Source organism: Bacillus cereus group sp. MYBK15-3 (assembly GCF_051916765.1).
In the GTDB taxonomy this organism is placed as follows: Bacteria; Bacillota; Bacilli; order Bacillales; family Bacillaceae_G; genus Bacillus_A; species Bacillus_A cereus.
The window spans coordinates 381694-406178 of record NZ_JBQAHG010000002.1; the positions used below are offsets into that span (position 1 = coordinate 381694).

The window sequence follows — 24485 nt, forward strand, 5'->3', positions numbered from 1 at the left end:
AGAAAATCGCTCTCCATAAGGGGAGCGATTTTTTTTATTCATAAAGTAAGCTTTCTGCACATAAATCTGTAATGACATATAGTTTGGGAGGGGGAAAAGAAGTGGCTGCAGATCATTCATTACGATTTTCATTAAAAGAATCTGTGTGGTTCCAAAAAGGACAGGAAGTCGAAGAACTTTTGTCAATTTCGTTAGATCCAGACGTTGAGATAGAAGAGCTTGATCATGAAGTAATCGTGAGAGGACAATTAGATTTAACCGGAGAGTATGTTGCACGAAAAGATGATTCGGCGTATTCATTAAGAGAACTATCGCCAGCAAAGTCAATTGATTATGTAGAAACAAGAGAAGATGGGGTTAATGAACTTGTTCATTCCTTTCCACTTGAAATATCAATTCCGAGAAATCGAGTGAAAGTAATTGAAGAGCTATATGTATCAATCGAGGAATTTGATTATGAATTAAAGGAAAATGGTTGCTTACAATTATTAGCGGATATATCTATTACCGGTTTGTGTGATGAAGAGAGAGGCGAGGATGAAGTTGAAGAGGAAGAAACGGTGTATGCTGAGTTAGAAGAAGATTCAGCGCAAGAGGATGAAAATAGACCGGCGCCGCATGTAGAAGAACCAGCATATAAGGAATCAGATGAGTGGGAAGATTACGCATTTGAACCGTTCCAATTAGAGGAAAGAAAAGAGCAGGAATTAGAAGAAGAGAAAATAGAAGAAAATGAATTTGTGGAACGTGAAGAGGAGCAAGAAACAACGCCGCAATTTGAACTGTTCGGACGAAAAGATTTCAAGAAAGAAAAAGCGAAAAAGCAGGAAGAACAAGAAGAAGAGTACTCACAGCGAGATGAAAATGCGCTTTATTTAACAAAACTATTTACGAAAGAACCGGAAGAAGAATTTACAAAGTTAAGAATGTATTTCGTGCAAGAAGGGGATACAATTGAATCTATTGCAGACCGTTATGAAACGTCTGTACAAAATTTATACCGTGTCAATCAAACAGAAGATATATTTTTAAATACGGGGCAAATTATTTATATTCCCGTTTCAAGGGTAAAGACGAAATAAGGAAGTGAGTGTTTTCACTCACTTCCTTTCTTAGAGGCTATGTTTTGAATAGAAAGGGTTATTCGTATGGATATTGAGTTGCGAAATCACTATGAACCTATTGTGAGGCAATATAGATTGGATACGCAGCATATGGAAGAGCACGGAAATGTAATGAAAATTTATACGAATCAAGGTCCATATGCACTCAAGAAAATAGAAGGCAGAAAGTTAGAGCGGAATAACTTTCTGCATCATATTCAATATTTGAAGGAGAAAGGTTTTTCAAATTATGTACCTATATATCATGCGACGGATGGAAGTTATATTTTAAGTGACGGGACGTATAATTATTATTTAATGCCTTGGTTAGAACGTGCAGAAGGAAACGGTGAGGACAATGATCAATACCATAAAATGTTTCAGACACTTGGAACGTTGCATCAAAAAACTGTGAAGGAAGAAACGTATACGGAAGAAGATTTAGAAAAACATTATACAAGTATATCCGATCGTTGGGAAAATGATGGTGAGATGTTAGAAGAGTTTCTCGTAGAATCTGAATCAAAATGGTATATGTCCCCGTTTGAATTGCAATATTGTACGTACTATCATCATGTAATGAGAGCGCGTGAATTTGCAACGAAGCAATTAAATGAGTGGAACGATGCGATGAAAGAAAAAGAGAAAACGCGTATTACTTTTGTGCATGGTAATGTGTCACTTAATCATTTTTTATTTGACTATGAGCGGAATGGCTATTTTATTAGTTTAGAAAAATCGAAGTTTGCAACGCCTGTGCAAGATATAGTAGGTTTTTATTCACGGTCTTTAAACACATATCCAATCGCAAGAAGTGATCGGTTTGAATGGTTTCAAATGTATCAAAAAAATTTCCCTTTTACGAAAGAAGAGCAACTACTTATGTTTGCGTATATGACGTATCCATCGCAATTTATTCGGCAAATCCAGTCCTATAAGAAAAGAAGAGATAATCGCAACGAGGAAAATGAACTGCGCGGAGTAAAGAGTTTGCAACAATCGCATTGGCTCGTTAGCAATATAGAATATTTCCTGTCGCAATTACAAGCTGCCCAGCAAGGGAACGGATAAAGTAAAGGCATTCCCCGCTGATGATTAGCCTTCACCAATTGGGCGTTTACGGGCAGCAGGGCTCCCATCTAACTTCTTTGATTCAGCTGAGTTTTGAGGTGGAGGTCTTACTGCCCGCAAATAGCGGGGTAAAGAAGATAAGTAGAGGGTTCTACTTATCTTCTTTTTTTGCACGAAAAGCTGTAGTTTTAAATTTATCTTGACGAATAAGGTTTCGTTTTTTACACTATTGTATATAATAATTAACAATCATATAAATGCCTTGAAGGGGAAGAGTATAACATGAAACGTCTTCAGAGAGGAGAATCATTAGCTGGGAGATTCTCTAGATAGTTATGTTAGAAGGTAGCCCTGGAGCATCTTTTCTGAACGGAATAGTTCTTATTAGGAAAAGACGGATTTGTCCGTTATCAAATTAAGAGTATAAGCAAATTATGAATTTGTTTGTAAATAAAGGTGGTACCGCGATGTCCCTCGTCCTTTTTGGATGAGGGACATTTTTTATTTTAAGGAGGGAAAATAATGTCAAACACGGAAAAGAATTTACCAACTAAATATGATCATATGTCCGTTGAAGAAGGCCTTTATCAATGGTGGCTTGAAGGCAAATATTTTGAAGCAACAGGAGACGAGAAGAAACAACCGTATACAATTGTAATTCCACCTCCGAACGTAACTGGTAAGTTACACCTAGGTCATGCTTGGGATACAACTCTTCAAGATATTTTAACTCGTACGAAGCGTATGCAAGGATACGATGTGCTATGGCTTCCAGGAATGGACCATGCTGGTATCGCAACACAAGCGAAAGTAGAAGGAAAACTTCGTGAAGAAGGTATTTCACGTTACGATCTTGGCCGTGAAAAATTCCTTGAAAAAGCTTGGGAGTGGAAAGAAGAGTACGCTTCTCACATTCGTCAACAATGGGGAAAAGTTGGTTTAGGACTAGACTATTCTCGTGAACGCTTCACATTAGACAAAGGTTTATCAGATGCGGTTAATAAAGTATTCGTTCAATTATACGAAAAAGGCTTAATTTACCGTGGTGAATATATCATCAACTGGGATCCAGCAACACGCACAGCTCTTTCTGATATTGAAGTAATTCATAAAGAAGTTCAAGGTGCATTCTACCATATGAACTATCCGTTAACAGATGGTTCTGGTCACATTCGTCTTGCGACAACTCGTCCAGAAACGATGCTTGGTGATACAGCAGTAGCAGTTCATCCAGAAGACGATCGTTACAAACATTTAATTGGAAAAACAGTTACACTTCCAATCGTAGGCCGTGAGATTCCGATTATTGCTGATGAGTACGTAGAAAAAGATTTCGGAACGGGCGTTGTAAAAATTACACCAGCTCATGACCCGAATGACTTTGAAGTAGGTAACCGTCATGATTTACCACGCATATTAGTAATGAACGAAGATGGAACAATGAACGAAAAAGCTGGTAAGTATAACGGTATGGATCGTTTCGAATGCCGTAAAGAATTAGTGAAAGACTTACAAGAAGCTGGCGTATTAGTAGAAATCGAGCCACATATGCATTCAGTAGGTCATAGTGAGCGTAGCGGTGCAGTTGTTGAGCCTTATTTATCAACACAGTGGTTCGTAAAAATGGCTCCACTTGCTGAAAAAGCAGTAGCGCTTCAACAAAAAGAAGAAGAAAAAGTAACGTTCGTACCAGAGCGTTTTGAAAACACATATTTACGCTGGATGGAAAATATTCATGACTGGTGTATTTCTCGTCAATTATGGTGGGGACACCGTATTCCAGCTTGGTACCATAAAGAAACTGGTGAAGTATACGTAGGTACAGAAGCACCAGCAGATATTGAAAACTGGAATCAAGATAATGACGTACTTGATACATGGTTCAGTTCAGCGTTATGGCCATTTTCAACACTTGGTTGGCCAAATGAAGATTCAGCAGACTTCAAACGTTACTATTCAACAGATGCACTAGTAACGGGTTATGATATCATCTTCTTCTGGGTATCTCGTATGATTTTCCAAGGTTTAGAGTTTACAGGAGAGCGTCCATTTAAAGATGTATTAATTCACGGTTTAGTTCGTGATGAGCAAGGTCGTAAAATGAGTAAATCTCTTGGTAACGGTATTGATCCAATGGATGTTATCGAGAAGTACGGTGCAGATGCAATGCGTTTCTTCTTATCAACAGGAAGTGCACCAGGTCAAGATTTACGTTTCAGCATGGAAAAAGTAGAATCTACTTGGAACTTCATTAATAAAATTTGGAACGCATCACGTTTCGTATTAATGAACATGGATGATATGAAGTATGAAGAAATCGATTTAACTGGTGAAAAATCAGTAGCAGATAAGTGGATCTTAACTCGCTTAAACGAAACAATCGAAAGCGTAACACGTAACATGGATAAATATGAGTTCGGTGAAGCTGGTCGTTCATTATACAACTTCATTTGGGACGATTTCTGTGATTGGTATATTGAAATGGCGAAACTTCCACTATACGGTGAAGATGAAGCAGCTAAGAAAACAACTCGTTCTATTTTAGCTTACGTATTAGATCAAACAATGCGTCTATTACACCCATTCATGCCATTCGTAACAGAGAAAATTTGGCAACATTTACCGCATGAAGGCGAGTCTATTACAGTAGCTGCGTGGCCAACAGTTCGCGAAGATTTACAAGATACGGAAGCTGCGGCAGAAATGCACCTTCTAGTTGATATCATTCGCTCTGTTCGTAACATCCGTGCAGAAGTAAATACGCCAATGAGCAAAAAAGTTCAAATGCAAATTAAAGCAAAAGATGAGGCTGTACTTGCTCAACTTACGAAAAACAGCTCTTACATTGAGCGTTTCTGTAACCCAAGCGAATTAACAATTCAAACGGACTTACAAGCGCCAGAAAAAGCAATGACTGCAATCGTATCAGGTGCAGAGTTATTCTTACCGTTAGCTGATCTTATCAATCTTGATGAAGAGAGAGCTCGTCTTGAGAAAGAACTTGAGAAGTTCGATAAAGAAGTAGAACGTGTACAGAAGAAACTTTCTAACCAAGGTTTCGTAGCGAAAGCTCCTGCAGCGGTTATTGAAGGAGAGCGTGCGAAAGAGCAAGATTACCTAGAAAAACGCGAAGCAGTTCGTCAACGTCTAGCAGATCTTGAAAAGTAAAAATGTTTTTAGAGACTCACTATATTGGTGAGTCTCTTTTCTTTGCGTATAATAGAACTATGAAAGTTGTCTTTTGAAAGGGGAAAAATATACGTGATACATACATACGAAGAAGCGATAGGGTGGATCCATAGCCGATTGAAATTTGGAATTAAGCCAGGATTAGAAAGAATGAGATGGATGTTAGAAGAACTTGGAAATCCAGAGCGTCATATAAAATGTGTTCATCTTGCTGGTACAAATGGAAAAGGTTCAACGTTAACATATATGCGTTACATGTTAGAAGGCGCGAAATATAAGGTAGGAACGTTTACCTCTCCTTACATCGAATCATTTAATGAACGCATTAGTGTGAATGGAACACCAATTGTAGACGAAGAGATTACTGAACTTGTAAAGATGGTAAAACCAGTCGTTGAAAAACTAGATGAAACGGATTTAGGGGAAGCGACAGAGTTTGAAATTATTACTGTTATGGCGATTTGCTATTTCGGTAAAGTCAATTTCTGTGATGTTGTTTTATTTGAAACAGGGCTTGGTGGACGTTTTGACTCTACCAATGTTATACACCCTGTCCTCACGATTATTACGAATATCGGTCACGATCATATGCATATTTTAGGAAATACACTAGGGGAAATTGCATATGAAAAGGCGGGGATTATTAAGTCTGGCGTGCCGGTAATTACTGGTGTACAAGATGAAGAAGCTTTGCAAGTCATTCAAAATGTTGCAAAGGAAAACCATGCAAACTTATACGAACTTAGCAAGCATTTTACAGCGTTACATAAACAGTCTAATGAAGATGGGGAACAGTTTGATTTTACTTGTCCTTTTTCCGCATTTGAAGATTTGCAAATCTCAATGAAAGGCATTCATCAAGTAGGAAATGCAGCGTTAGCACTTATGGCAGTAATGTATGTAAAAACATATTTATCATTTTTAATTGAAGAAGAGGAAATAAGAACGGGATTACTGGAAGCATATTGGATTGGGCGCTTTGAAAAGTTGCAAAGTAACCCGGATATTATTATAGATGGTGCTCATAATCCAGAAGGTATCGAAAGCCTTGTGAAAACAGTAGAAGCGCATTACAAAGATAAAAATGTAATAGTGTTATTTACTGCCCTTGGTGATAAACAATTACATAACATGGTAGGCCAATTAGAAACCATTGCAGATGAAATTATTTTTACAACATTCGCCTTTGATCGTGCTATTTCTGCTGATAAGCTTGCATCATATTCACAGAAAGAATCAAAATTAGTTTTTGAAAATTGGAAAGAGGCAATTGATACAAAAGTTGAAATGATAGCAGAAAATGATGTTTTTATCATAACGGGTTCTCTTTATTTCATTTCTGAAGTACGAAAATATATTCGCGAGAAAAACTAGATAGTCTTTGCTATCTAGTTTTTTTGTTCTACAAATGAAGTCAAATGCATACATATAAGATAAATATATAGGGTTATTTGGCGAATTCCTCTGACAAATATCTCGTTTTTTTATGAAATGAATATGATATGATGCGGACAACGATAAGAGGTGAGGTGTGAGTGTATGGACAAGCAATCACGAACGATCTCAGTGAAAGTGAATGGAACAGAAGCGAAGTATGAGGAAAAAAAGAAAGATGAATTTGAATGGATGGTAGTAGAAAGTGAACGACCGAAAAATGTTGTTCCGTTTCAAAAAGCGAAATCAATGTCTGTGGAAAAATACCGAAAGAAGTGGAGTAATACATTAATTGTAATCGTTGCAACTGCAATCATTATCGGTACGGCGTTTGGAATGGGGATGCTTCATTTACTTACTGGACAAGGAACGACAGGAGGAAGTGAAGTGACAGCTTCAAGGCCGACTGGAAATGGAGAATCAAAGGTGGGTGGAACGGCAGAACAAACACCAGCACCGAAAGAAGAAAAACAAAAAGCACAGACAGGAACGTCATTGGATCCGATGAAATTATTTTTTGTTCAAGGGGGGCTTTATTCTTCTGAAGAAAAGGGACAGGCAGCTCTTGAAGAATGGAAAGGCAATGGGGGCATTGGTGCTTTGAGACCGAGCGGTGATAAGTATGCAATAGTTGTTGGTATTGCTAGCGATGAACAGTCTATAAATCAATTAATGACTAAGTATAAAAATGATGGTGTCTCCGTTTTAAAAAAGAGCTGGGATATAACAGATAAAGCATTGCTGAAAGATGATAAAGAAGTAGGGACATTTTTAACAAAAGTGCAGCCATTATACACTCATTTAGCAAAATATGCTTCTAGCGTACAAGTTGGTGGAAAAAGCAGCCCAAAAGATATAGAAGCAATTGAAAAAGAATGGAAAAAGGTTGAAAAAGAAGGGGAAAGTATGAAACGAGAAGAAGCAAAGAAACTGTATATGTATACGTCGGTAGCTGTACAAACAGTAAAAGATGGAAAGGTGGATAAGGAATCTTTGGCGAAATTAAATCAAGTTATTATTGATGGTTTACTCTCGTATGAAAAAATTGTTTCGTAGAAAGTGAAATGATAGGATAATAAAATGAGTAAGAAAGAAGTACATGTACTTCTTTCTTTTCTTTTGAATTTAGAGCAAAGTGCTTTCTCTATGACGGGAATATAATCGTATGCAATAAAGAAGTTTTATTTTAGTTAGAGAAATTAATATTTCTTTCATTTGTGGGCAAACTATTCCTTTGATACGATTAATATAAATTGTTCTGCTTCATGTGAGAAAGGAAGGAGAAAATATGAGAAAAATAATTTTAGCTTCAGGATCACCTCGGAGGAAGGAATTACTTGAGTTAGCTAGTGTGCCATTTGAAATCGTTGTAAGTGAAGTAGAGGAAACAATTGGTGCATATTCATCGCCTTCTGATATTGTAATGTCACTTGCCTTGCAAAAAGCATCAGCGGTGGCAGAAAATAATAGTGATCACATTGTGTTAGGTGCGGATACAATTGTTACATATGAGTCGCGTATTCTTGGTAAGCCTTCTAATGAGGATGAGGCGAAAGAGATGTTACAATTACTATCAGGGAAAACACATGAAGTGTATACAGGTGTTGCGATTATAGCAAAAGAAAAAACGGTTACTTTTTATGAGCGTACAGAAGTTACATTTTGGGAGTTAACAGAAGAGGAAATTGATACATACGTCGCGTCGAAAGAACCTCTTGATAAAGCCGGTAGTTATGGGATTCAAGGTAAAGGATCTATTTTCGTTCAAAATATTCAAGGGGACTACTATAGTGTAGTTGGCTTACCAATTGCACGTCTCGTTCGGGAATTAAAACAATTTGATATTGATGTAACCCATGCGTAAAATTGCATGGGGTTTTCTTTGAGAGAACAAATAAAGGGGTGGAGAGATGAACGGTATTCGTGATGTTGTAAGAGAAGAACAGCCACGGGAGCGTTTATTGTTAGAAGGTGCTGGAAGTTTATCAAATCGAGAGCTTCTCGCAGTGTTACTCAGAACAGGTTCTAAAGAAGAAACAGTTTTAAAGTTGTCAGATAAAATTTTACACCAATTTGATGGCTTACGTATGTTGAAAGATGCAACATTAGAAGAGCTAATTAGTATACATGGTATTGGGATTTCAAAGGCATCGCAACTTATGGCAGCCTTTGAACTAGGCAGAAGAATGGTACGTTTAGAATATCAAAATAGATATAGTATTCGAAGTCCAGAAGATTGTGCGAAATACATGATGGAAGAAATGCGTTTTTTACAACAAGAGCATTTTGTTTGTTTATATTTAAATACAAAAAATCAAGTTATACATAGGCAAACGATCTTTATTGGAAGCTTAAACACGTCAATTGTACACCCGAGGGAAGTTTTTAAAGAAGCCTTCCGTCGTGCAGCAGCCTCTATCATATGTCTTCATAACCATCCCTCAGGAGATCCCACGCCGAGCCGTGAAGATATTGAAGTAACCAAACGCTTAGTAGAATGCGGCCAGATTATCGGAATTGAAGTGCTTGATCATATTATAATAGGTGACCATAAATTCGTGAGTTTAAAGGAAAAAGGTCATATTTAAGACTATGCTTTTTACTTATTTTGTTTTATAATGTGATTTATGAGTTTTTTGTAGAAATTTATCTACAAAAAGGATAAAGATATAAAAAACGTACTGTTTTTATAATATAAATTAAGAAAAAATGAGTCCGTGAAAACAAGAAAGGAAGATAAATAATATGTTTGGATTTGGTGGATTTACTCGCGATCTTGGAATAGACTTAGGAACTGCGAACACGCTTGTATATGTAAAAGGAAAAGGTGTAGTTTTACGTGAACCTTCAGTAGTGGCGTTACAAACTGATACGAAACAAATCGTTGCTGTAGGTAGCGACGCAAAACAAATGATTGGTCGTACACCAGGGAACGTTGTGGCACTTCGCCCGATGAAAGACGGTGTAATTGCTGATTACGAAACAACTGCAACAATGATGAAATATTACATTCAACAAGCTCAAAAATCAAACGGTTTCTTCTCACGTAAGCCGTATGTAATGGTATGTGTACCATCTGGTATTACAGCTGTAGAAAGACGTGCAGTAATCGATGCGACTCGTCAAGCGGGTGCTCGTGATGCTTATCCTATCGAAGAGCCATTTGCAGCAGCAATTGGTGCAAACTTACCTGTTTGGGAACCAACTGGTAGTATGGTTGTTGATATCGGTGGTGGTACAACAGAAGTTGCAATTATTTCTCTAGGTGGTATTGTAACAAGCCAGTCAGTCCGTGTTGCTGGTGATGATATGGACGATTCAATCATTCAGTACATTAAGAAAAGCTATAACTTAATGATCGGTGAAAGAACAGCTGAAGCATTAAAATTAGAAATTGGTTCTGCAGGCGAGCCCGAAGGTATCGAGCCTATGGAAATTCGCGGTCGTGATTTAGTAAGTGGTTTACCAAAAACAGTACTAATTCAGCCAGAAGAAATTGCAGATGCATTAAAAGATACAGTAGATGCGATTGTAGAATCAGTTAAAAATACGTTAGAAAAAACTCCACCTGAATTAGCGGCTGATATTATGGACCGCGGTATCGTATTAACAGGTGGCGGGGCATTACTACGTAATTTAGATAAAGTAATTAGTGAAGAAACGAAAATGCCAGTTCTTGTTGCAGAAGATCCATTAGATTGCGTAGCAATTGGAACAGGTAAAGCATTAGACAATATCGATCTTTTCAAAACTGCTGCTCGATAATATTGCAAAATAAAAATCAGTGAAATTAAGAGGGTGTGAACGTGCCACAGTTTTTCTTAAACAAAAGATTAATTGTTTTGTTGGTTAGTATTATTCTTCTCGTGGCATTGATTGGAATCTCATTGAAAGAACGGAACAGTTTAACATGGCCAGAGCAGTTTGTTAAAGATACTGTCGGTGTTGTAGAACGTGTATTCCAAAAGCCAGCGAAATACGTAGCTGGATTCTTCGAAAATGTAGAGGATGTAAAGCGCACGTATGAAGAGAATAAAGAATTAAAAGCAAAATTAGATAATTATGCAGGTCTATCAGGGAAAGTAAAACAATTAGAAGATGATAACAAGAAGCTACAAGAGCTAACTGGTAAAAAAGAGTTAAATAGCGGGTATACTGAAATTCCAGCTACTGTTGTTTCTCGTAATCCAGATAAATGGTACGATTTAATTGGAATTGATAAAGGGGCACAGCAAGGAATTAAAAAAGATATGGCTGTAGTAACTTCACAAGGGTTAGTTGGAAGAGTGAAAAGTGTATCTCAGTTTACATCATCAGTAGAATTACTAAGTTCTATGAGCCGAACAAATCGCGTTTCTGCTATTGTACAAGGGCAAGAGAAAATCTTTGGATTGATTGAAGGTTATGACAAAGAAAAGCAATTACTTCTTTTCACAAAGATTGGCTCTGATGCACCGGTAGAGAAAGATCAACTAGTTGTAACATCTGGACTGGGTGATATTTTCCCGAAAGGTCTTGTAATTGGAAAAATCGTTGAAGTTCAGCCGGATGCATATGGCTTAACAAAAACAGCTTATGTAAAACCTGCCGCTGATTTAAATGACGTAGAGCATATTACGGTTGCTAAACGTGCAACACCTTCAGCGCCATTAGAATAGGAGGAGAAGAAGAGATGATGAAGATATTAAAAAGAGCAGCTCTTCCTCTTTTGCTCCTTTTTGTGTTTCTATTTGAAAATATGTTTGCTACTGTTGTTCCAACGGATGTGTTTTGGAAAGACAGCATAGCAGCACCGCATTTCTTTATAATCGTATTATGTTTTATTACAGTGTATTATAGTCCGGTCCAAGGGATTTATTACGGACTATTATTTGGCTTCTTATTTGATACCGTATACACAGAACTTGTCGGGATATATATTTTTGCTTATCCGATTTTAGCTTATTTAGTATATAGTGTGATGAAAGTACTACAATTGAATTTATTTATTGTTGTTTCTATCATATTAGCTAGTGTTGTAGCACTAGAGTATTATGTGTATGGATTCTTAACTTTATTAGGACGTACTCATATGCCAGCGTATGTCTTTTTCACAGATCGTCTCCTTTCTACTTTATTGTTAAATGCTATTTTCTTATTGATAGTTTGTTTCCCACTGAGACGATATATAGTGCGTCTTTCAAAAGCGATGGAAGAAAAAGAAAAAAGGATTTTCTAATTTTATGTCGAATTGAATCGGTGGGGTGAACTTTAGTGGAAGAAAAAAAGCAACAAAATGTAACGATAAAAGGGACAAAAGATGGGATAACGCTTCATTTAGATGATTGTTGTTCATTCTCAGAATTATTGGTGGAATTAGACGAAAAACTTTCTACACATTACTACGATGGTGATGGACGCTCTCTAATTGAAGTGCATGTGAAAGTAGGAAATCGTTATTTAACAGAAGTCCAACAAGAAGAGATTCGTACGTTAATTCGTAATAAAAAGAATCTTGTTGTGGATTCAATTGAAAGTGATGTTATCACTAAAGCAGAAGCAATAGCTTGGAAAGAAGAAACAGAAATTGTCCCTATTTCCAAAATTGTTCGCTCTGGACAAGTTTTACATGTAAAAGGAAATTTGTTGTTAATTGGAGATGTTAATCCAGGCGGAACGGTTATCGCTGGGGGGAATATTTTTGTCGTAGGATCATTAAGAGGAATTGCACATGCTGGGTATTATGGGGATTCGGATGCTGTAATCGCTGCATCTGTTATGAACCCGATGCAACTTCGAATTAGTGATGTGGCAATGCGGGCTCCGGAAGAGAAAGAAGACGGAGCGGAGGCGGCAGAATGTGCGTATATTAATGAGAACAATCACATTGTTGTCGATCGCCTGCAACTTCTCACTCATCTTAGACCTAATTTAACAAAGTTAGAAAGGGGAATTGTATAGCTGTGGGAGAGGCAATAGTAATTACATCTGGAAAAGGCGGAGTAGGTAAAACTACTACATCTGCGAACATTGGTACGGCCCTAGCGTTATCTGGAAAGAAAGTGTGCTTAATTGACACAGATATCGGTCTTCGAAATTTAGACGTAGTAATGGGGCTGGAAAATCGTATTGTATTTGATCTTGTTGATGTCGTTGAAGGGCGTTGCCGTTTACCTCAGGCTCTTATTAAAGACAAACGTTTTGATGATCTTTATTTATTACCTGCAGCACAAACGAGTGATAAATCAGCGGTAACACCTGAACAAATGGATGAATTAATACAAGTATTACGTCAAGATTATGATTACATATTAATCGATTGTCCTGCGGGGATTGAGCAGGGATTTAAAAATGCGGTAGCTGGTGCGGATAAAGCAATCGTTGTTACGACTCCAGAAGTATCCTCAATGCGCGATGCGGATCGTATTATTGGGCTTTTAGAAAAAGAGGATATTGAACCACCGAAACTTGTTATTAACCGTGTACGTAGTCATATGCTTCATGAACAGGATATGTTAGATGTTGATGAAATTGTACGTACATTGTCAATCGAGCTTCTTGGTGTTGTCGAAGATGACGATGAAGTTATTCGAGCTACAAATACAGGTGAACCTGTGGCGTTGCAACCAAGCGGAAAAGCAGCGTTGGCTTATCGTAATATTGCAAGACGCTTGTTAGGTGAGAATGTACCATTACAAGCATTTGAACAAGAAAAGGTATCGGTATTTGCAAAGGTGAAAAACTTCTTTGGAATCCGTTAAGAGCACTTCGCACATATGCGAGGTGCTTTCTTTTTTCTTCACACGAATATCTTTCTTTCTTAGCTCATACATATGTACAAACTGTATACAACTGTTTCTAATGAAATTAGCTTAACGAAAGAAAGGAGACAGTATGAAGAATAGACGCGTAGAAGAAATTAAAAAGCGGATTGCAAAAAGGAAGGCCGAGCAAGAAAGGATGGAGGAAGAGCAGTATTTTAACGGAGGGAATTTTGATAGTGAAGCGGTATTTATTGAAGATGGAGAAAAGGAAATGCATCCTTTATTTCGAAAGGAAGTCTTTTTCTTCAAAGTTTTATTATCAGCAATATTAGTTCTTTCGGTTGCTATTTTATATAAGAATGCTCCTTCTTCATTCAATGGAGCTAAAGCTGTTACAGAAAAAGTGATGAAAGAGGAATTTCAGTTTGCTACTGTAGCGAAATGGTACGAAAAGCAATTTGGAAAACCGCTCGTATTCTATTCGCCGAACGAGAAAAAAGAAGGAAGTATTCAGCAAAAAGATTATGCAATTCCTGCTTCTGGAAAGGTAATGCAAGGGTTTCAAAAAAATGGCCAAGGTGTATTTGTCCAAACAGCTACAAATGCAAAAGTGGAGTCAGTAAATGAAGGGTTAGTTGTTTTTGCAGGCAAGAAAGAGGAACTTGGAAATACAGTTCAAATTCAACATGCAGATGGTACGGAGTCATGGTATGCAAACTTAAACGATATGTCAGTGAAATTATATGATTACGTTTCAAAGAAACAAAAAATTGGAACGGTGAGTAATGATACAAATGATAAAAATGGAAAGTTTTATTTCGCGATAAAAAAGAATGAAAAATTTATTGATCCGATCCAGGTGATATCATTTGATTAAATATAGGGACGTTTTAACGAAAATTTCCGTGCATCCATTATTTTGGGTTATTATTGTCATTGGTATTTTTACTGCGCGTTTTAAAGAGTTACTACTGTTATTTTGTATTGTTCTTATTCATGAACTTGGGCATGCTTTTGCAGCAGCACACTATAATTGGCGTATAAAAAGAATTCAGCTTTTGCCGTTTGGTGGCGTTGCCGAGCTTGAGGAACATGGTAATAAGTCATTGAAAGAGGAACTTGTTGTCGTAATTGCAGGACCGATTCAACATGTTTGGATGATGCTGGTAGGTTACATGTTGTTCGAAGCCGGTTGGCTGAATACAGATTTATATTATTTCTTTATGTGGAATAATATAATTATTTTAGCATTTAATTTACTCCCTATTTGGCCGTTAGATGGCGGGAAAGTATTGTTTAATGTATTATCATATCGTTTCCCTTATTTACAAGCACATGAAAAGATGATGCAATTGTCATGTGTTTTTTTTGGTGTAATATTAGGATGGCAGTTACTCTGGAATAGTAACAATATTATGATGTGGGTACTACTCATATTTTTAGCAGTGTCATTATATCAAGAGTGGAAACAAAGACGGTATGCATTTATGCGTTTTTTATTAGAACGTTATTATGGAAACAAAAGAGGAATCGAAAAGATTGCACCTATTGAAGTGCAAACGGAAGATCGTTTATATACGATCTTCACAAAATTTCGTAGAGGATATAAGCATTCTATTATCGTCCGTGGAAAATATAAAGAGCATTACACATTGGATGAAAATGAATTGCTCTATGCATATTTTACTGAAAAACGAACAACTTCATCAGTTGAAGAATTAATCGGTTAGTGTTGACGATAGCACTAACCTTTTATTATTGTAAAAGCAAAGAAGATTATAAAGTGAGGAAATAATTTTGAAAACGTTATATGTGAATTACGCTGGTTCGGAAAAGCGGGTTGCAATTGAAGAGAAGAAAAAAATTGTTGAGTTTTTATGGAAACGTAATGAAGAGCAAGAGATTGTTGGGCATATTTATGTTGGACGTGTCGTAAGAACAATTGCTGGAATGAATGCAGCTTTTGTAAACATCGGTTTAGAAAAACATGCTTACCTTTCATACGATGATGTACCATCTTCTTATCGTATACATGAAGGGCAAGCGATACTCGTACAAGTTGTAAAAGAGGCAATTGATACGAAAGGGCCTAAATTGAAAGCGAATATAGAATTTACCGGGAAATATGTCGTTTATATGCCGTTTGATGAGATGCGCGCTGTTTCTCGAAAAATAAAAAATAATAAAAGAAGACAACAATTACTCCAAATTGAAATAGAGGGAACGGGGGGATACATTTTCCGTTCTGCTTCTGAAAAAGGAGCAATTGAAGAAATACAAGCTGAAATGCAAGAGTTACAACAGTTGTATGAAGAGTTAAAAAGAAAAGAGGGCCAAGGAAAGGCGCCGTTATTACTTCATCGACCGGCGACCTTTTTAGATCGTGTATTTCAAGAGAATCCAATTGAAACCATTGAAAAAGTAGTTGTAGATACAAGAAGTATAGTAAAAGAATTAGAAGACAAAGTTGGAAAAGAAAAAGTATCTTTTTATAATGAAAAGTCTTCGATGTTTAACCATTTTGGAATAGAGCGTGAAATTGAGAAAGCACTTCAAAAAATTGTGTGGCTTCCAAATGGTGCTTATTTAATTGTAGAACAAATGGAGACGATGACTATAATTGATGTGAATACGGGCAAGTTTACGGGAAAACAAAATTTACAAGATACAGTACTTCGCACAAATGAGATGGCAGCTGAAGAAATTGCACGCCAATTAAGACTTCGTGATATTGGTGGTATGATATTAATTGATTTTATTAATATGAAAAAAAGAGAAGATAAAGAAAAGGTAAGAGAATGTCTTATAGCTGCTATGCAAGATGACCGCACATATACAAGGGTGCTCGGCTTTACGGAGCTAGGGATTTTGGAAATGACACGTAAACGTAAAAAGCATTCTTTACGGGACGTATTATTAAAAGAGTGTGTACCTTGCAAAGCGACGGGTTATGTGATGTCGCATGAAACAATTGCGTATGAGTTAGAGAGAGAACTAATCACATATGGCAATATAGAAGATGAAGCGGTATTAATCGCTGCGCCTAAAGAACTGCAAAAACAGTTTTTGCAAAAAGAATTACAAAAAAATATTCCATTTGAAATTTATTTCAAAGATGATAATATCGAAAAGTATGCTATCGTTCGTTTTGGAAGTAAAAAAGAAATTGTAGAGCGGAAAAAATAGTTAGCAGAACATTTATTGACAACCGTCTATGATTCATGATAACATCTTTATGTTATAGTTTATAGCACCTAAACGGCTATATGCTACAACCGCACAAGACAGGTTCCCTAAAGGCATTTATGTCTACCTCGTTTTTGGCGAGTCTTAGTAATTAAGAGGAGGTGCAAGTATGTACGCAATTATCGAAACAGGTGGAAAACAAATTAAAGTTGAAGCTGGTCAAGCAATCTACATTGAAAAATTAGATGTTGAAGCTGGTGAAACTGTTACTTTTGACAAAGTTCTTTTCGTTGGTGGCGAAAACGTTAAAGTTGGTAGCCCAGTTGTAGAAGGTGCAACAGTTACTGCGAAAGTTGAAAAACAAGGTCGCGCTAAGAAAATTATCGTTTTCAAATACAAAGCGAAAAAGAACAATCGTAAGAAACAAGGTCATCGTCAACCTTACACTAAGCTAGTTGTTGAAGCTATCAACGCTTAATTCTGGTTAACATGATTAAAATTACGATAAGTCGCACGAAATTAGGAAGTATCCAATCATTTAAAATGACTGGACATGCCGATTATGCGCCACATGGACAAGACCTTGTCTGTGCTGGAACTACAGCGGTTGTGTTTGGTTCTATAAATGCAGTGGAAGAACTTTGTAATGTGCAAGCAACTATTGAACTCGGAAGTGATGGCGGATTCTTAACGTATGAATTGCCTAATGATTTAGACGTTCATACAGCAGAAAAAGCACAAACACTTTTAGAAGGATTAGTTGTTTCGCTTAAGACGATCGAACTTGATTACGGAAAGTATATCCGTTTAATAGAAAAAGTGCAGGAGGTGTAACGTATGTTAAGATTAGATCTTCAGTTTTTCGCATCTAAGAAAGGTGTAGGTAGTACAAAGAACGGTCGTGACTCTCAGTCAAAACGTCTTGGTGCTAAACGCGCAGATGGTCAAACGGTTACAGGTGGTTCAATTCTTTACCGTCAACGCGGTACAAAAATTTATCCAGGTGTTAACGTTGGTCGTGGTGGCGATGACACTTTATACGCGAAAGTTGACGGCGTAGTACGCTTTGAGCGTCTTGGTCGTGACCGCAAACAAGTGAGCGTATATCCTGTTGCTCAAGAAGCATAAGAACTCACGGAAAACTCTAACCTGAGTGCAGGTTAGAGTTTTTCTATATTAAGGGGTATCTAAATGAATGAAAAATGGACAATTATAGATGCATTGCGCCACTCAAGACATGATTGGCTCAATCGTATGCAGATGGTGAAAGGAAACCTTTCCCTTGGAAAAGTGGAAGAAATTCATAGTCTCATCGATCGTTTTGTCCAAGAAGCGAGACAAGAATCCAATCTGATGGGGCTATCAATGCCTTTATTTTCAGAGTGGATTTTAACATATAATTGGAAACAGCAGCCGTGCTTATTGGAGTACGAAGTATTAGGGAAATTACATAACTTATCTCACTTAGATGAGACTGTATGTACATGGACGAATCAATTTTTCTCGATGCTTCAGCATAGTTTAGACGTATATGTTGAAAATTATGTTTGTATCACAATTGAATGTGACGCGGATAATGCTCGTTTCTTTTTTGATTTTCGTGGTAAGCTAACGAGTGTAGAAGAACTACAGAATTGGCTTGCGACCCAAAACAATAAATGGTATTCCATTTCTTATACAGTGCGAGACGAAGAAGTCTCAGTTATATTACAACCAATTGAAAAAAGTGTGGTGAAATAATGTTTGTAGATCAGGTCAAGATATATGTAAAAGGCGGCGACGGTGGTAACGGTATGGTTGCGTATCGTCGTGAGAAGTATGTACCAAAAGGTGGCCCAGCAGGTGGCGACGGCGGTAAAGGTGCAGATGTTGTTTTCGTAGTTGAGGAAGGCTTACGTACATTAATGGACTTCCGCTACCAACGTCATTTCAAAGCTGATCGCGGTCAGCACGGAATGAGTAAAGGTCAGCACGGACGTAAATCTGAAGATTTACTTGTAAAGGTTCCACCAGGAACAGTAGTAAAAGATGAAAAAACTGGTCAAATTCTTGCCGATTTAGTAACACATGGACAAACTGCTGTAATTGCAAAAGGTGGCCGCGGTGGCCGTGGTAACTCACGTTTTGCAACAGCTACGAACCCAGCGCCAGAAATCGCTGAGAACGGGGAACCAGGTCAAGAGCGTGATGTTATTCTAGAACTTAAAGTACTAGCAGACGTTGGACTTGTTGGATTCCCAAGTGTAGGTAAATCTACATTATTATCTGTTGTATCATCAGCGCGTCCGAAAATTGCAGAGTATCACTTCACAACAATCGTTCCAAATCTTGGTGTTGTTGAAACTGGTGATAACCGCAGCTTCGTTATGGCTGACCTTCCAGGACTAATTGAAGGCGCACATGCTGGCGTCGGACTTGGACACCAATTCTTACGTCATATTGAGCGTACACGTGTAATCGTGCATGTTATTGATATGTCTGGTTTAGAAGGCCGTGATCCATATGAAGATTACGTAACGATTAATAATGAATTAAAAGAATACAATCTTCGCTTAACTGAGCGTCCACAAGTTGTTGTTGCAAACAAAATGGATATGCCAGATGCAGAAGAAAACTTACAAGCATTTAAAGAGAAAGTGGGAGACGAAGTAAAAATCTTCCCAATCTCAGCTGTAACAAGACAAGGTGTTCGTGACTTACTGTTTGAAGTAGCGAACTTAATAGAAACAACACCAGAATTCCCAATACATGAAGTTGCGGATGAGTCTGATACAAGTGTAATGTACAAATTTGATACTGAAGGTGTTAAATTTGAAATTACACGTGAAAGTGATGGCACGTTTGTTATCTCTGGTTACGATATTGAGAAGACATTCAAAATGACAGACTTCTCACGTGATGAATCTATACGTCGTTTCGCTCGTCAAATGCGCGGAATGGGTATTGATGAAGCGCTTCGTGCACGTGGTGCGAAAGACGGAGATATTGTAAAAATTCTTGAATATGAATTTGAATTTATCGATTAAGACTGCCGAAATACGGCAGTCTTTTTTTATATCGTAAAAATCGGATTTATATAGGAAAAAATCCCCACTAATTAAATTTTCAATTTATAATAAAAAGGGGAGTGGTTTTAGAAGAATTTTTTTATGGGGAGAAAATGAACATGTATAAAATATTAATTGTAGAAGATGATGAGAAAATCGCGGGAATATTAGAAGAGCATTTAGAAAGATATGGCTATCAATCATTTAGAGCAAGTGATTTACGTCAAATAAAAGATGAGTTTGTAAAAGTGAATCCTCATCTCGTGTTACTTGATATTAATTTACCGTACTTTGACGGTTTTTATTGGTGTCGTCAAATTCGTACTGTATCGAATGCACCAATTATTTTTGTTTCTGCAAGAACAGGAGAAATGGATCAAGTAATGGCGATTGAAAATGGCGGCGATGATTATATTACGAAGCCATTCCATTTAGATATCGTAATGGCAAAGGTGAAGAGTGCACTTCGCCGTGGTTACGGAGAGTATGCTTCTGCCGCTGAGAGTGATTGTTTAGGTGTAAATGGACTGTTGTTATTCCCGTCTCAGCATATTGTTGAGTGGCAAGGACAACAAACTGAACTGACAAAAAATGAGTTTTACTTATTAGAGTGTTTAATGAAACAGGTGAATCAATATGTAACGCGTGAAGAACTGTTAGAAGCTCTATGGGATGAAGTAGCATTTGTGGATGATAATACATTAACCGTAAATGTAAAGCGTGTAAGGAAGAAACTAGAGGAGTTAGGCATTAAAAATGCAATTGTAACGAAACGTGGATATGGTTATGCGCTTTTTACGGAGTGGGGCGAAGGGCATGAAGGTTAAAAATTACCTTATGGACCGCTTTTCTTTAATTCTTTCTTATATTGTTAGCCTTTGTTTATTTGGGCTCGTTTTACAGCTGCAAAGTCTTTTAGAAAAGAAATCCATTGATTGGAGTACGTGGTTATATGGACTTTTATTAGGAACAGTTGTGTTTACTGTATACCTCATTTACGATTACCGAAAACGGAGTGTGTTTTTAAAGAGGATCGAAAAGTATGTTACTGGTGGAAATACATTACATGACTCTTTACTTATTGATGAATCTTATACATCAGAGCAAGAAATGGTCGTTGAATCTTTTACGTTATTAAGACAGCAATATATGAATGAAGTTCATAAACAGCATGCGAAAGAGCAACAGCAAATGATATTTATGAACCAATGGATTCACCAAATGAAAACACCAGTATCTGTTATTGAATTATTGCTGCAAAAGTTTGGCAAAGAGCATCGTGAGGCAAGGGCAACAGTTGAAAGTATTCGTGAAGAAAATAACCGTATACTAAATGGTTTAGATTTAGCGTTACATATGGCAAGACTAGAGCAGTTTGCGAAAGATTATAAGGTAGAAGTAGTAAATGTTATAGATGTCGTGCGAGGGATTATTAATGAAAATCGGAAATCCTTTATTCAATCGTCTGTATTTCCGAAAGTGATGTTTGAAGAAGATACTTGTATGGTTGCATCTGATAGAAAATGGCTGAGTATTGCTATAGGTCAAATTGTTGTAAACGCAATCAAGTATACAAAAATTTCAGCGGCAGAGAAAAAAGAAATTCAATTTCAAATTGAAGAGAAAAATCAAAAGGTGTTATTACATATTAAGGACAATGGAATTGGTATTCCAGAGCAAGACGTAAAGCGCATATTTGATCCATTTTTTACGGGAATAAATGGACGTAAAACGAGAGAAGCGACTGGGATGGGCTTATATATTACGAAGGAAATTTGCGATAATTTACATCATGGAATGTATGTCCAATCGGCTGAAGGAGAAGGGACAACATTCACGTTCCAATTTGCAAAAGATGAAGAATATCATACATTGATGAGAAAAATGACAAAACTGTAAGATAACAAAACGTTTTGTAAGGGAAATCACTCGTTTCTTTTTCTTATTTTTCTTATAGTAAATGTAAGAAGAAAACACGTAGGGGGATTAGAAATGAGTGTTCTTGAAGTAAAAGGATTAACGAAGGTGTACCAATCAAAAGGTTCAGTAGCGACGACTGCTTTAAACGATATAAATTTTAAAATAGAAGAAGGCGAATTTGTAGGGATTATGGGTCCTTCAGGAAGTGGGAAAACGACGCTTTTAAATTTATTAGCAACAATTGATAAGCAAACTTCAGGTCATGTGCTTGTAAATGGTGAAGAAATTAATCAAATGCGTGCTGCAAAATTAGCGGAGTTTCGCCGTACACATTTAGGGTTCATCTTCCAAGATTTTAATTTACTTGATACGTTATCCATTAAAGAAAACATTATTTTACCACTTGTAATGGCGAAGAAATCTGTAAATGAAATTGATGCGAAAGTACTGGAAATTGCGAAGTTTTTAAACATCGAAGAAATTTTAAATAAAAAAGTATACGAAGTATCTGGGGGACAACAACAACGTGCAGCAGCAGCGAGAGCAATCATTCATGAACCGACGTTAATTTTAGCAGATGAGCCAACTGGAAACTTAGACTCGAAGTCAGCAAAATCGCTAATGGGCGCTCTGCAAGATTTACACGAGCAAAAGAAAGTAACGATTGCAATGGTTACGCACGATCCAGTAGCGGCTAGTTATTGTGAACGTATCCTTTTCATACGCGATGGAGAAATTTTCTCGGAAATACATAAAGGAAGAACGAAACAAGCCTTTTTCCAAGAAATTCTGGACGTACTTGCGATGCTAGGAGGAGAATATCATGAACTTTCGCCAGCTCGCGCTTAATAACGTAAAAGGAAATTGGCGTAACTATAAAGCGTTTCTTATAAGTAGTTGTTTATCAATTGTCGTATTTTTCATGTATGCTTCTTTTATTTATCATCCAGATGTCGTAAGCGGTAATATTAGTATGAGAAAGATGATCACAAAAGGATTAGAATCGATGAATTATATTGTGGTCATCTTTTCGGCACTCTTTATTTTATATGCAAATTCAACGTTTTTACGAGCAAGAAAAAAAGAGTTTGGTCTACTAACATTAATAGGCGGAACGAAATCGCAGCTCGGCCGAATGATTATATTAGAGCAACTGATGTTAGGTAGTATTGCAATTGTAGTTGGTATTGGGGTTGGGATGCTTTGTTCAAAATTATTTTTCCAAGCGTTAAGCGTATTATTAAAAATAGATAAGACACTTCCACTTGTTTGGAATAGTAAAGCAGTTCTTATTACAGCTGGTGTATACTTTATTCTATTTTTAATCCTATCATTGTTTAGTGTTTGGACAGTAGGACGCTTGCAAATTATTGATTTATTAAGAGAGGCAAGAAAGCAAAAAGTAGAGCCGTTTGCATTTACATGGTTATGTGTAGTTGGTATAGGATGTATTATTGTTGCATATGTACTTAGCTTCCAAGTAACGTTTCTGAATTTCCTCATCCTCTTTTTACCGGTGGTAGGACTGACAATTGGCGGAACGTATTTACTATTTACACAAGGTAGTACAGTTGTATTAAAAGCATTACAAAAAAGAAAGCAATCTTTTTATACGTACCCAAATATGTTCGTCCTTAGCAACCTTATTTATAAAATGAAAGATAATGCTCGTTTTCTATTTGTAATTTCTATCATTACGGCGGTAGTATCTTCAGCGGTGGGTACACTGTACGTATATTTTGAAAATATGAGTGCGAAAACGGTAGAACTTACACCACATGCTATTTCATATGAGGAAAAGGGGTTAAATACGCATAACCTTATTAATGAAGAAAAGGTACAGGAGCTTGTGAAGAGACACGGGTTTGAAGATGCGCGAAAAGTAACATACGTTAAACTACCGGCAACACAGAAAATAACGTTGTTTAATAGTGAACATGAAGTACCGATGACGATTATTTCAGAAAAAGAATATAATGCAGAAGTGCGCAAACAAAAGAGAGAGCAACCTACAGAAGTTCATAATGCACCAGGTAGTGCAACGATGGTTATGGTTGATATGTCAAATGAACTGATGAAGATAGATCGTACGAAACCGTATGAATTTATAATTGACGGACAAAAGCAGTCTGTTCAATTAAATGCCCCAACGCAGTATTCTGTTTTTAATGATAGTGAATATCTCATTGTAAATGATCAAGATTTTGAGAAATATGCAACACTCGTACCAGATGAAGAAAAGACAAAATATTATGGTTATTATATTGAGGATTGGAAAAGTACAGAAGATCTTGTATTAGATTTGAAAAATGAAATTGCACCAGAAAAGCAAGGGGAATTGAGAAATTCAGTGTTTGCGTATAAGGATATAAGAGAAGGTGGAGCAATTACAATGTTCATCGGTTTCTTCGTAGCGGTACTGTTCTTCTTCTTCGCTTGTAGTATGACATACTTTAAATGGTTTAACGATAAAGAACAAGATCGTATTCAATTTAAATCGTTAAAGAGAATTGGTATGACAGATAAAGAAATTCGCAAAATTGCGATTCGACAAATGGGAGTTATCTTCTTTATCCCGATTTTAATCGGTTCCATTCATAGTGGATTTGCTCTTCATACGTTAGGGAAAATGCTTTATATTAATTTATGGAAATCAGGTGCGCTTGTAATTGGAGCATACATTTTAGCTTCTGCCATTTACTTTATGATCGCGCAAAGAGGATATTTAAAACACGTAAAAAGCTAGGGGAACCTCTAGCTTTTTGCCTATGTAGTAAGTTACAGGAGGACGA

Annotated in this window: 24 protein-coding genes and 2 other annotated features; all 24 genes read left to right on the forward strand. The window is 36.9% G+C overall.

Annotation, left to right across the window (positions count from 1 at the left end; genetic code table 11):
• Positions 1-71 precede the first annotated feature (71 nt).
• The 24 genes from spoVID (at position 72) to ACTFR8_RS10515 (ending at position 24439) form a co-directional block, all read left to right on the forward strand.
• Positions 72-1082 carry a stage VI sporulation protein D gene (gene spoVID / locus ACTFR8_RS10400; RefSeq protein ID WP_119780606.1) on the forward strand — a complete coding sequence of 337 codons (1011 nt, stop codon included), beginning with the start codon at positions 72-74 and terminating at the stop codon, positions 1080-1082.
• Positions 1083-1148: 66 nt separating this feature from the next.
• Positions 1149-2174, forward strand: coding sequence for a spore coat protein YsxE (ysxE, locus tag ACTFR8_RS10405; protein ID WP_000350658.1), 1026 nt, complete (start codon positions 1149-1151; stop codon positions 2172-2174).
• 253 nt (positions 2175-2427) lie between these two features.
• Positions 2428-2659, forward strand: a binding site (T-box leader).
• 37 nt (positions 2660-2696) lie between these two features.
• Positions 2697-5342 (forward strand): valine--tRNA ligase, encoded by a 2646-nt coding sequence (locus ACTFR8_RS10410; protein ID WP_000072250.1) that lies wholly within the window; start codon positions 2697-2699, stop codon positions 5340-5342.
• Between the two features lie 93 nt (positions 5343-5435).
• A complete protein-coding gene (locus ACTFR8_RS10415; RefSeq protein ID WP_252209697.1) occupies positions 5436-6737 on the forward strand; it encodes a bifunctional folylpolyglutamate synthase/dihydrofolate synthase in 1302 nt (433 codons plus the stop codon).
• Positions 6738-6902: 165 nt separating this feature from the next.
• Positions 6903-7853, forward strand: a complete 951-nt coding sequence (locus ACTFR8_RS10420) for a hypothetical protein (protein ID WP_000361012.1) — start codon at positions 6903-6905, stop codon at positions 7851-7853.
• Between the two features lie 232 nt (positions 7854-8085).
• A complete protein-coding gene (locus tag ACTFR8_RS10425) occupies positions 8086-8661 on the forward strand; it encodes a Maf family protein (RefSeq protein ID WP_001226291.1) in 576 nt (191 codons plus the stop codon).
• Between the two features lie 46 nt (positions 8662-8707).
• Positions 8708-9385 (forward strand): DNA repair protein RadC, encoded by a 678-nt coding sequence (radC, locus tag ACTFR8_RS10430; RefSeq protein WP_001013391.1) that lies wholly within the window; start codon positions 8708-8710, stop codon positions 9383-9385.
• A 157-nt stretch (positions 9386-9542) separates the two neighbouring features.
• Positions 9543-10562: a cell shape-determining protein MreB gene (gene mreB / locus ACTFR8_RS10435; protein WP_000466736.1), complete on the forward strand. Its 1020-nt coding sequence runs from the start codon at positions 9543-9545 to the stop codon at positions 10560-10562.
• 41 nt (positions 10563-10603) lie between these two features.
• Complete coding sequence (gene mreC / locus ACTFR8_RS10440; RefSeq protein WP_001135488.1) at positions 10604-11455, forward strand: rod shape-determining protein MreC; 852 nt, start codon at positions 10604-10606, stop codon at positions 11453-11455.
• A gap of 14 nt (positions 11456-11469) precedes the next feature.
• On the forward strand, positions 11470-12015 hold the full coding sequence (gene mreD, locus ACTFR8_RS10445) for a rod shape-determining protein MreD (protein ID WP_000975766.1): 546 nt from the start codon (positions 11470-11472) through the stop codon (positions 12013-12015).
• 35 nt (positions 12016-12050) lie between these two features.
• Complete coding sequence (minC, locus tag ACTFR8_RS10450; RefSeq protein WP_000391525.1) at positions 12051-12737, forward strand: septum site-determining protein MinC; 687 nt, start codon at positions 12051-12053, stop codon at positions 12735-12737.
• 2 nt (positions 12738-12739) lie between these two features.
• On the forward strand, positions 12740-13537 hold the full coding sequence (minD, locus tag ACTFR8_RS10455) for a septum site-determining protein MinD (protein WP_000503309.1): 798 nt from the start codon (positions 12740-12742) through the stop codon (positions 13535-13537).
• Positions 13538-13670: 133 nt separating this feature from the next.
• Positions 13671-14417, forward strand: a complete 747-nt coding sequence (gene spoIVFA / locus ACTFR8_RS10460) for a stage IV sporulation protein SpoIVFA (RefSeq protein ID WP_000797471.1) — start codon at positions 13671-13673, stop codon at positions 14415-14417.
• Positions 14410-15270 (forward strand): stage IV sporulation intramembrane metalloprotease SpoIVFB, encoded by an 861-nt coding sequence (spoIVFB, locus tag ACTFR8_RS10465; RefSeq protein ID WP_000599054.1) that lies wholly within the window; start codon positions 14410-14412, stop codon positions 15268-15270. The genes spoIVFA and spoIVFB overlap by 8 nt, the downstream gene beginning before the upstream one ends.
• Positions 15271-15337: 67 nt before the next feature.
• Entirely contained in the window at positions 15338-16726 is a 1389-nt protein-coding gene (locus ACTFR8_RS10470; protein ID WP_000855483.1) for an Rne/Rng family ribonuclease, read from the forward strand.
• A gap of 77 nt (positions 16727-16803) precedes the next feature.
• Positions 16804-16881, forward strand: a sequence feature (ribosomal protein L21 leader region).
• A gap of 14 nt (positions 16882-16895) precedes the next feature.
• On the forward strand, positions 16896-17204 hold the full coding sequence (gene rplU, locus ACTFR8_RS10475; RefSeq protein ID WP_000270907.1) for a 50S ribosomal protein L21: 309 nt from the start codon (positions 16896-16898) through the stop codon (positions 17202-17204).
• 11 nt (positions 17205-17215) lie between these two features.
• Positions 17216-17560: a ribosomal-processing cysteine protease Prp gene (locus tag ACTFR8_RS10480; protein WP_002001054.1), complete on the forward strand. Its 345-nt coding sequence runs from the start codon at positions 17216-17218 to the stop codon at positions 17558-17560.
• 3 nt (positions 17561-17563) lie between these two features.
• Positions 17564-17854: a 50S ribosomal protein L27 gene (gene rpmA / locus ACTFR8_RS10485; RefSeq protein WP_000944958.1), complete on the forward strand. Its 291-nt coding sequence runs from the start codon at positions 17564-17566 to the stop codon at positions 17852-17854.
• A 63-nt stretch (positions 17855-17917) separates the two neighbouring features.
• Entirely contained in the window at positions 17918-18466 is a 549-nt protein-coding gene (locus tag ACTFR8_RS10490) for a sporulation initiation phosphotransferase B (protein ID WP_001003584.1), read from the forward strand.
• On the forward strand, positions 18466-19752 hold the full coding sequence (gene obgE / locus ACTFR8_RS10495) for a GTPase ObgE (protein WP_000497127.1): 1287 nt from the start codon (positions 18466-18468) through the stop codon (positions 19750-19752). Before ACTFR8_RS10490 ends, obgE begins: the two co-directional genes overlap by 1 nt.
• Positions 19753-19892: 140 nt before the next feature.
• On the forward strand, positions 19893-20600 hold the full coding sequence (locus ACTFR8_RS10500) for a response regulator transcription factor (RefSeq protein ID WP_001986640.1): 708 nt from the start codon (positions 19893-19895) through the stop codon (positions 20598-20600).
• The gene (locus ACTFR8_RS10505; protein ID WP_000865401.1) at positions 20590-21672 is read left to right on the forward strand and encodes a HAMP domain-containing histidine kinase; all 1083 of its coding nucleotides are present in this window, start codon (positions 20590-20592) and stop codon (positions 21670-21672) included. The genes ACTFR8_RS10500 and ACTFR8_RS10505 overlap by 11 nt, the downstream gene beginning before the upstream one ends.
• Before the next feature lie 93 nt (positions 21673-21765).
• Positions 21766-22542, forward strand: a complete 777-nt coding sequence (locus tag ACTFR8_RS10510; protein ID WP_000114529.1) for an ABC transporter ATP-binding protein — start codon at positions 21766-21768, stop codon at positions 22540-22542.
• Positions 22517-24439 carry an ABC transporter permease gene (locus ACTFR8_RS10515; protein ID WP_001011421.1) on the forward strand — a complete coding sequence of 641 codons (1923 nt, stop codon included), beginning with the start codon at positions 22517-22519 and terminating at the stop codon, positions 24437-24439. Before ACTFR8_RS10510 ends, ACTFR8_RS10515 begins: the two co-directional genes overlap by 26 nt.
• The last annotated feature ends 46 nt before the right edge of the window (positions 24440-24485 follow it).

What these genes read in the sequence shown, in the direction of transcription:
- obgE (WP_000497127.1), top strand. Translation starts at nt 18,466, where the DNA reads ATGTTTGTAGATCAGGTCAAGATATATGTAAAAGGCGGCGACGGTGGT.
- ACTFR8_RS10505 (WP_000865401.1), top strand. Translation starts at nt 20,590, where the DNA reads ATGAAGGTTAAAAATTACCTTATGGACCGCTTTTCTTTAATTCTTTCT.
- ACTFR8_RS10510 (WP_000114529.1), top strand. Translation starts at nt 21,766, where the DNA reads ATGAGTGTTCTTGAAGTAAAAGGATTAACGAAGGTGTACCAATCAAAA.
- mreD (WP_000975766.1), top strand. Translation starts at nt 11,470, where the DNA reads ATGATGAAGATATTAAAAAGAGCAGCTCTTCCTCTTTTGCTCCTTTTT.
- ACTFR8_RS10490 (WP_001003584.1), top strand. Translation starts at nt 17,918, where the DNA reads ATGAATGAAAAATGGACAATTATAGATGCATTGCGCCACTCAAGACAT.
- ACTFR8_RS10515 (WP_001011421.1), top strand. Translation starts at nt 22,517, where the DNA reads ATGAACTTTCGCCAGCTCGCGCTTAATAACGTAAAAGGAAATTGGCGT.
- rplU (WP_000270907.1), top strand. Translation starts at nt 16,896, where the DNA reads ATGTACGCAATTATCGAAACAGGTGGAAAACAAATTAAAGTTGAAGCT.
- radC (WP_001013391.1), top strand. Translation starts at nt 8,708, where the DNA reads ATGAACGGTATTCGTGATGTTGTAAGAGAAGAACAGCCACGGGAGCGT.
- ysxE (WP_000350658.1), top strand. Translation starts at nt 1,149, where the DNA reads ATGGATATTGAGTTGCGAAATCACTATGAACCTATTGTGAGGCAATAT.
- mreB (WP_000466736.1), top strand. Translation starts at nt 9,543, where the DNA reads ATGTTTGGATTTGGTGGATTTACTCGCGATCTTGGAATAGACTTAGGA.
- ACTFR8_RS10480 (WP_002001054.1), top strand. Translation starts at nt 17,216, where the DNA reads ATGATTAAAATTACGATAAGTCGCACGAAATTAGGAAGTATCCAATCA.
- spoVID (WP_119780606.1), top strand. Translation starts at nt 72, where the DNA reads ATGACATATAGTTTGGGAGGGGGAAAAGAAGTGGCTGCAGATCATTCA.
- ACTFR8_RS10410 (WP_000072250.1), top strand. Translation starts at nt 2,697, where the DNA reads ATGTCAAACACGGAAAAGAATTTACCAACTAAATATGATCATATGTCC.
- rpmA (WP_000944958.1), top strand. Translation starts at nt 17,564, where the DNA reads ATGTTAAGATTAGATCTTCAGTTTTTCGCATCTAAGAAAGGTGTAGGT.
- spoIVFA (WP_000797471.1), top strand. Translation starts at nt 13,671, where the DNA reads ATGAAGAATAGACGCGTAGAAGAAATTAAAAAGCGGATTGCAAAAAGG.
- ACTFR8_RS10425 (WP_001226291.1), top strand. Translation starts at nt 8,086, where the DNA reads ATGAGAAAAATAATTTTAGCTTCAGGATCACCTCGGAGGAAGGAATTA.
- ACTFR8_RS10420 (WP_000361012.1), top strand. Translation starts at nt 6,903, where the DNA reads ATGGACAAGCAATCACGAACGATCTCAGTGAAAGTGAATGGAACAGAA.
- ACTFR8_RS10500 (WP_001986640.1), top strand. Translation starts at nt 19,893, where the DNA reads ATGTATAAAATATTAATTGTAGAAGATGATGAGAAAATCGCGGGAATA.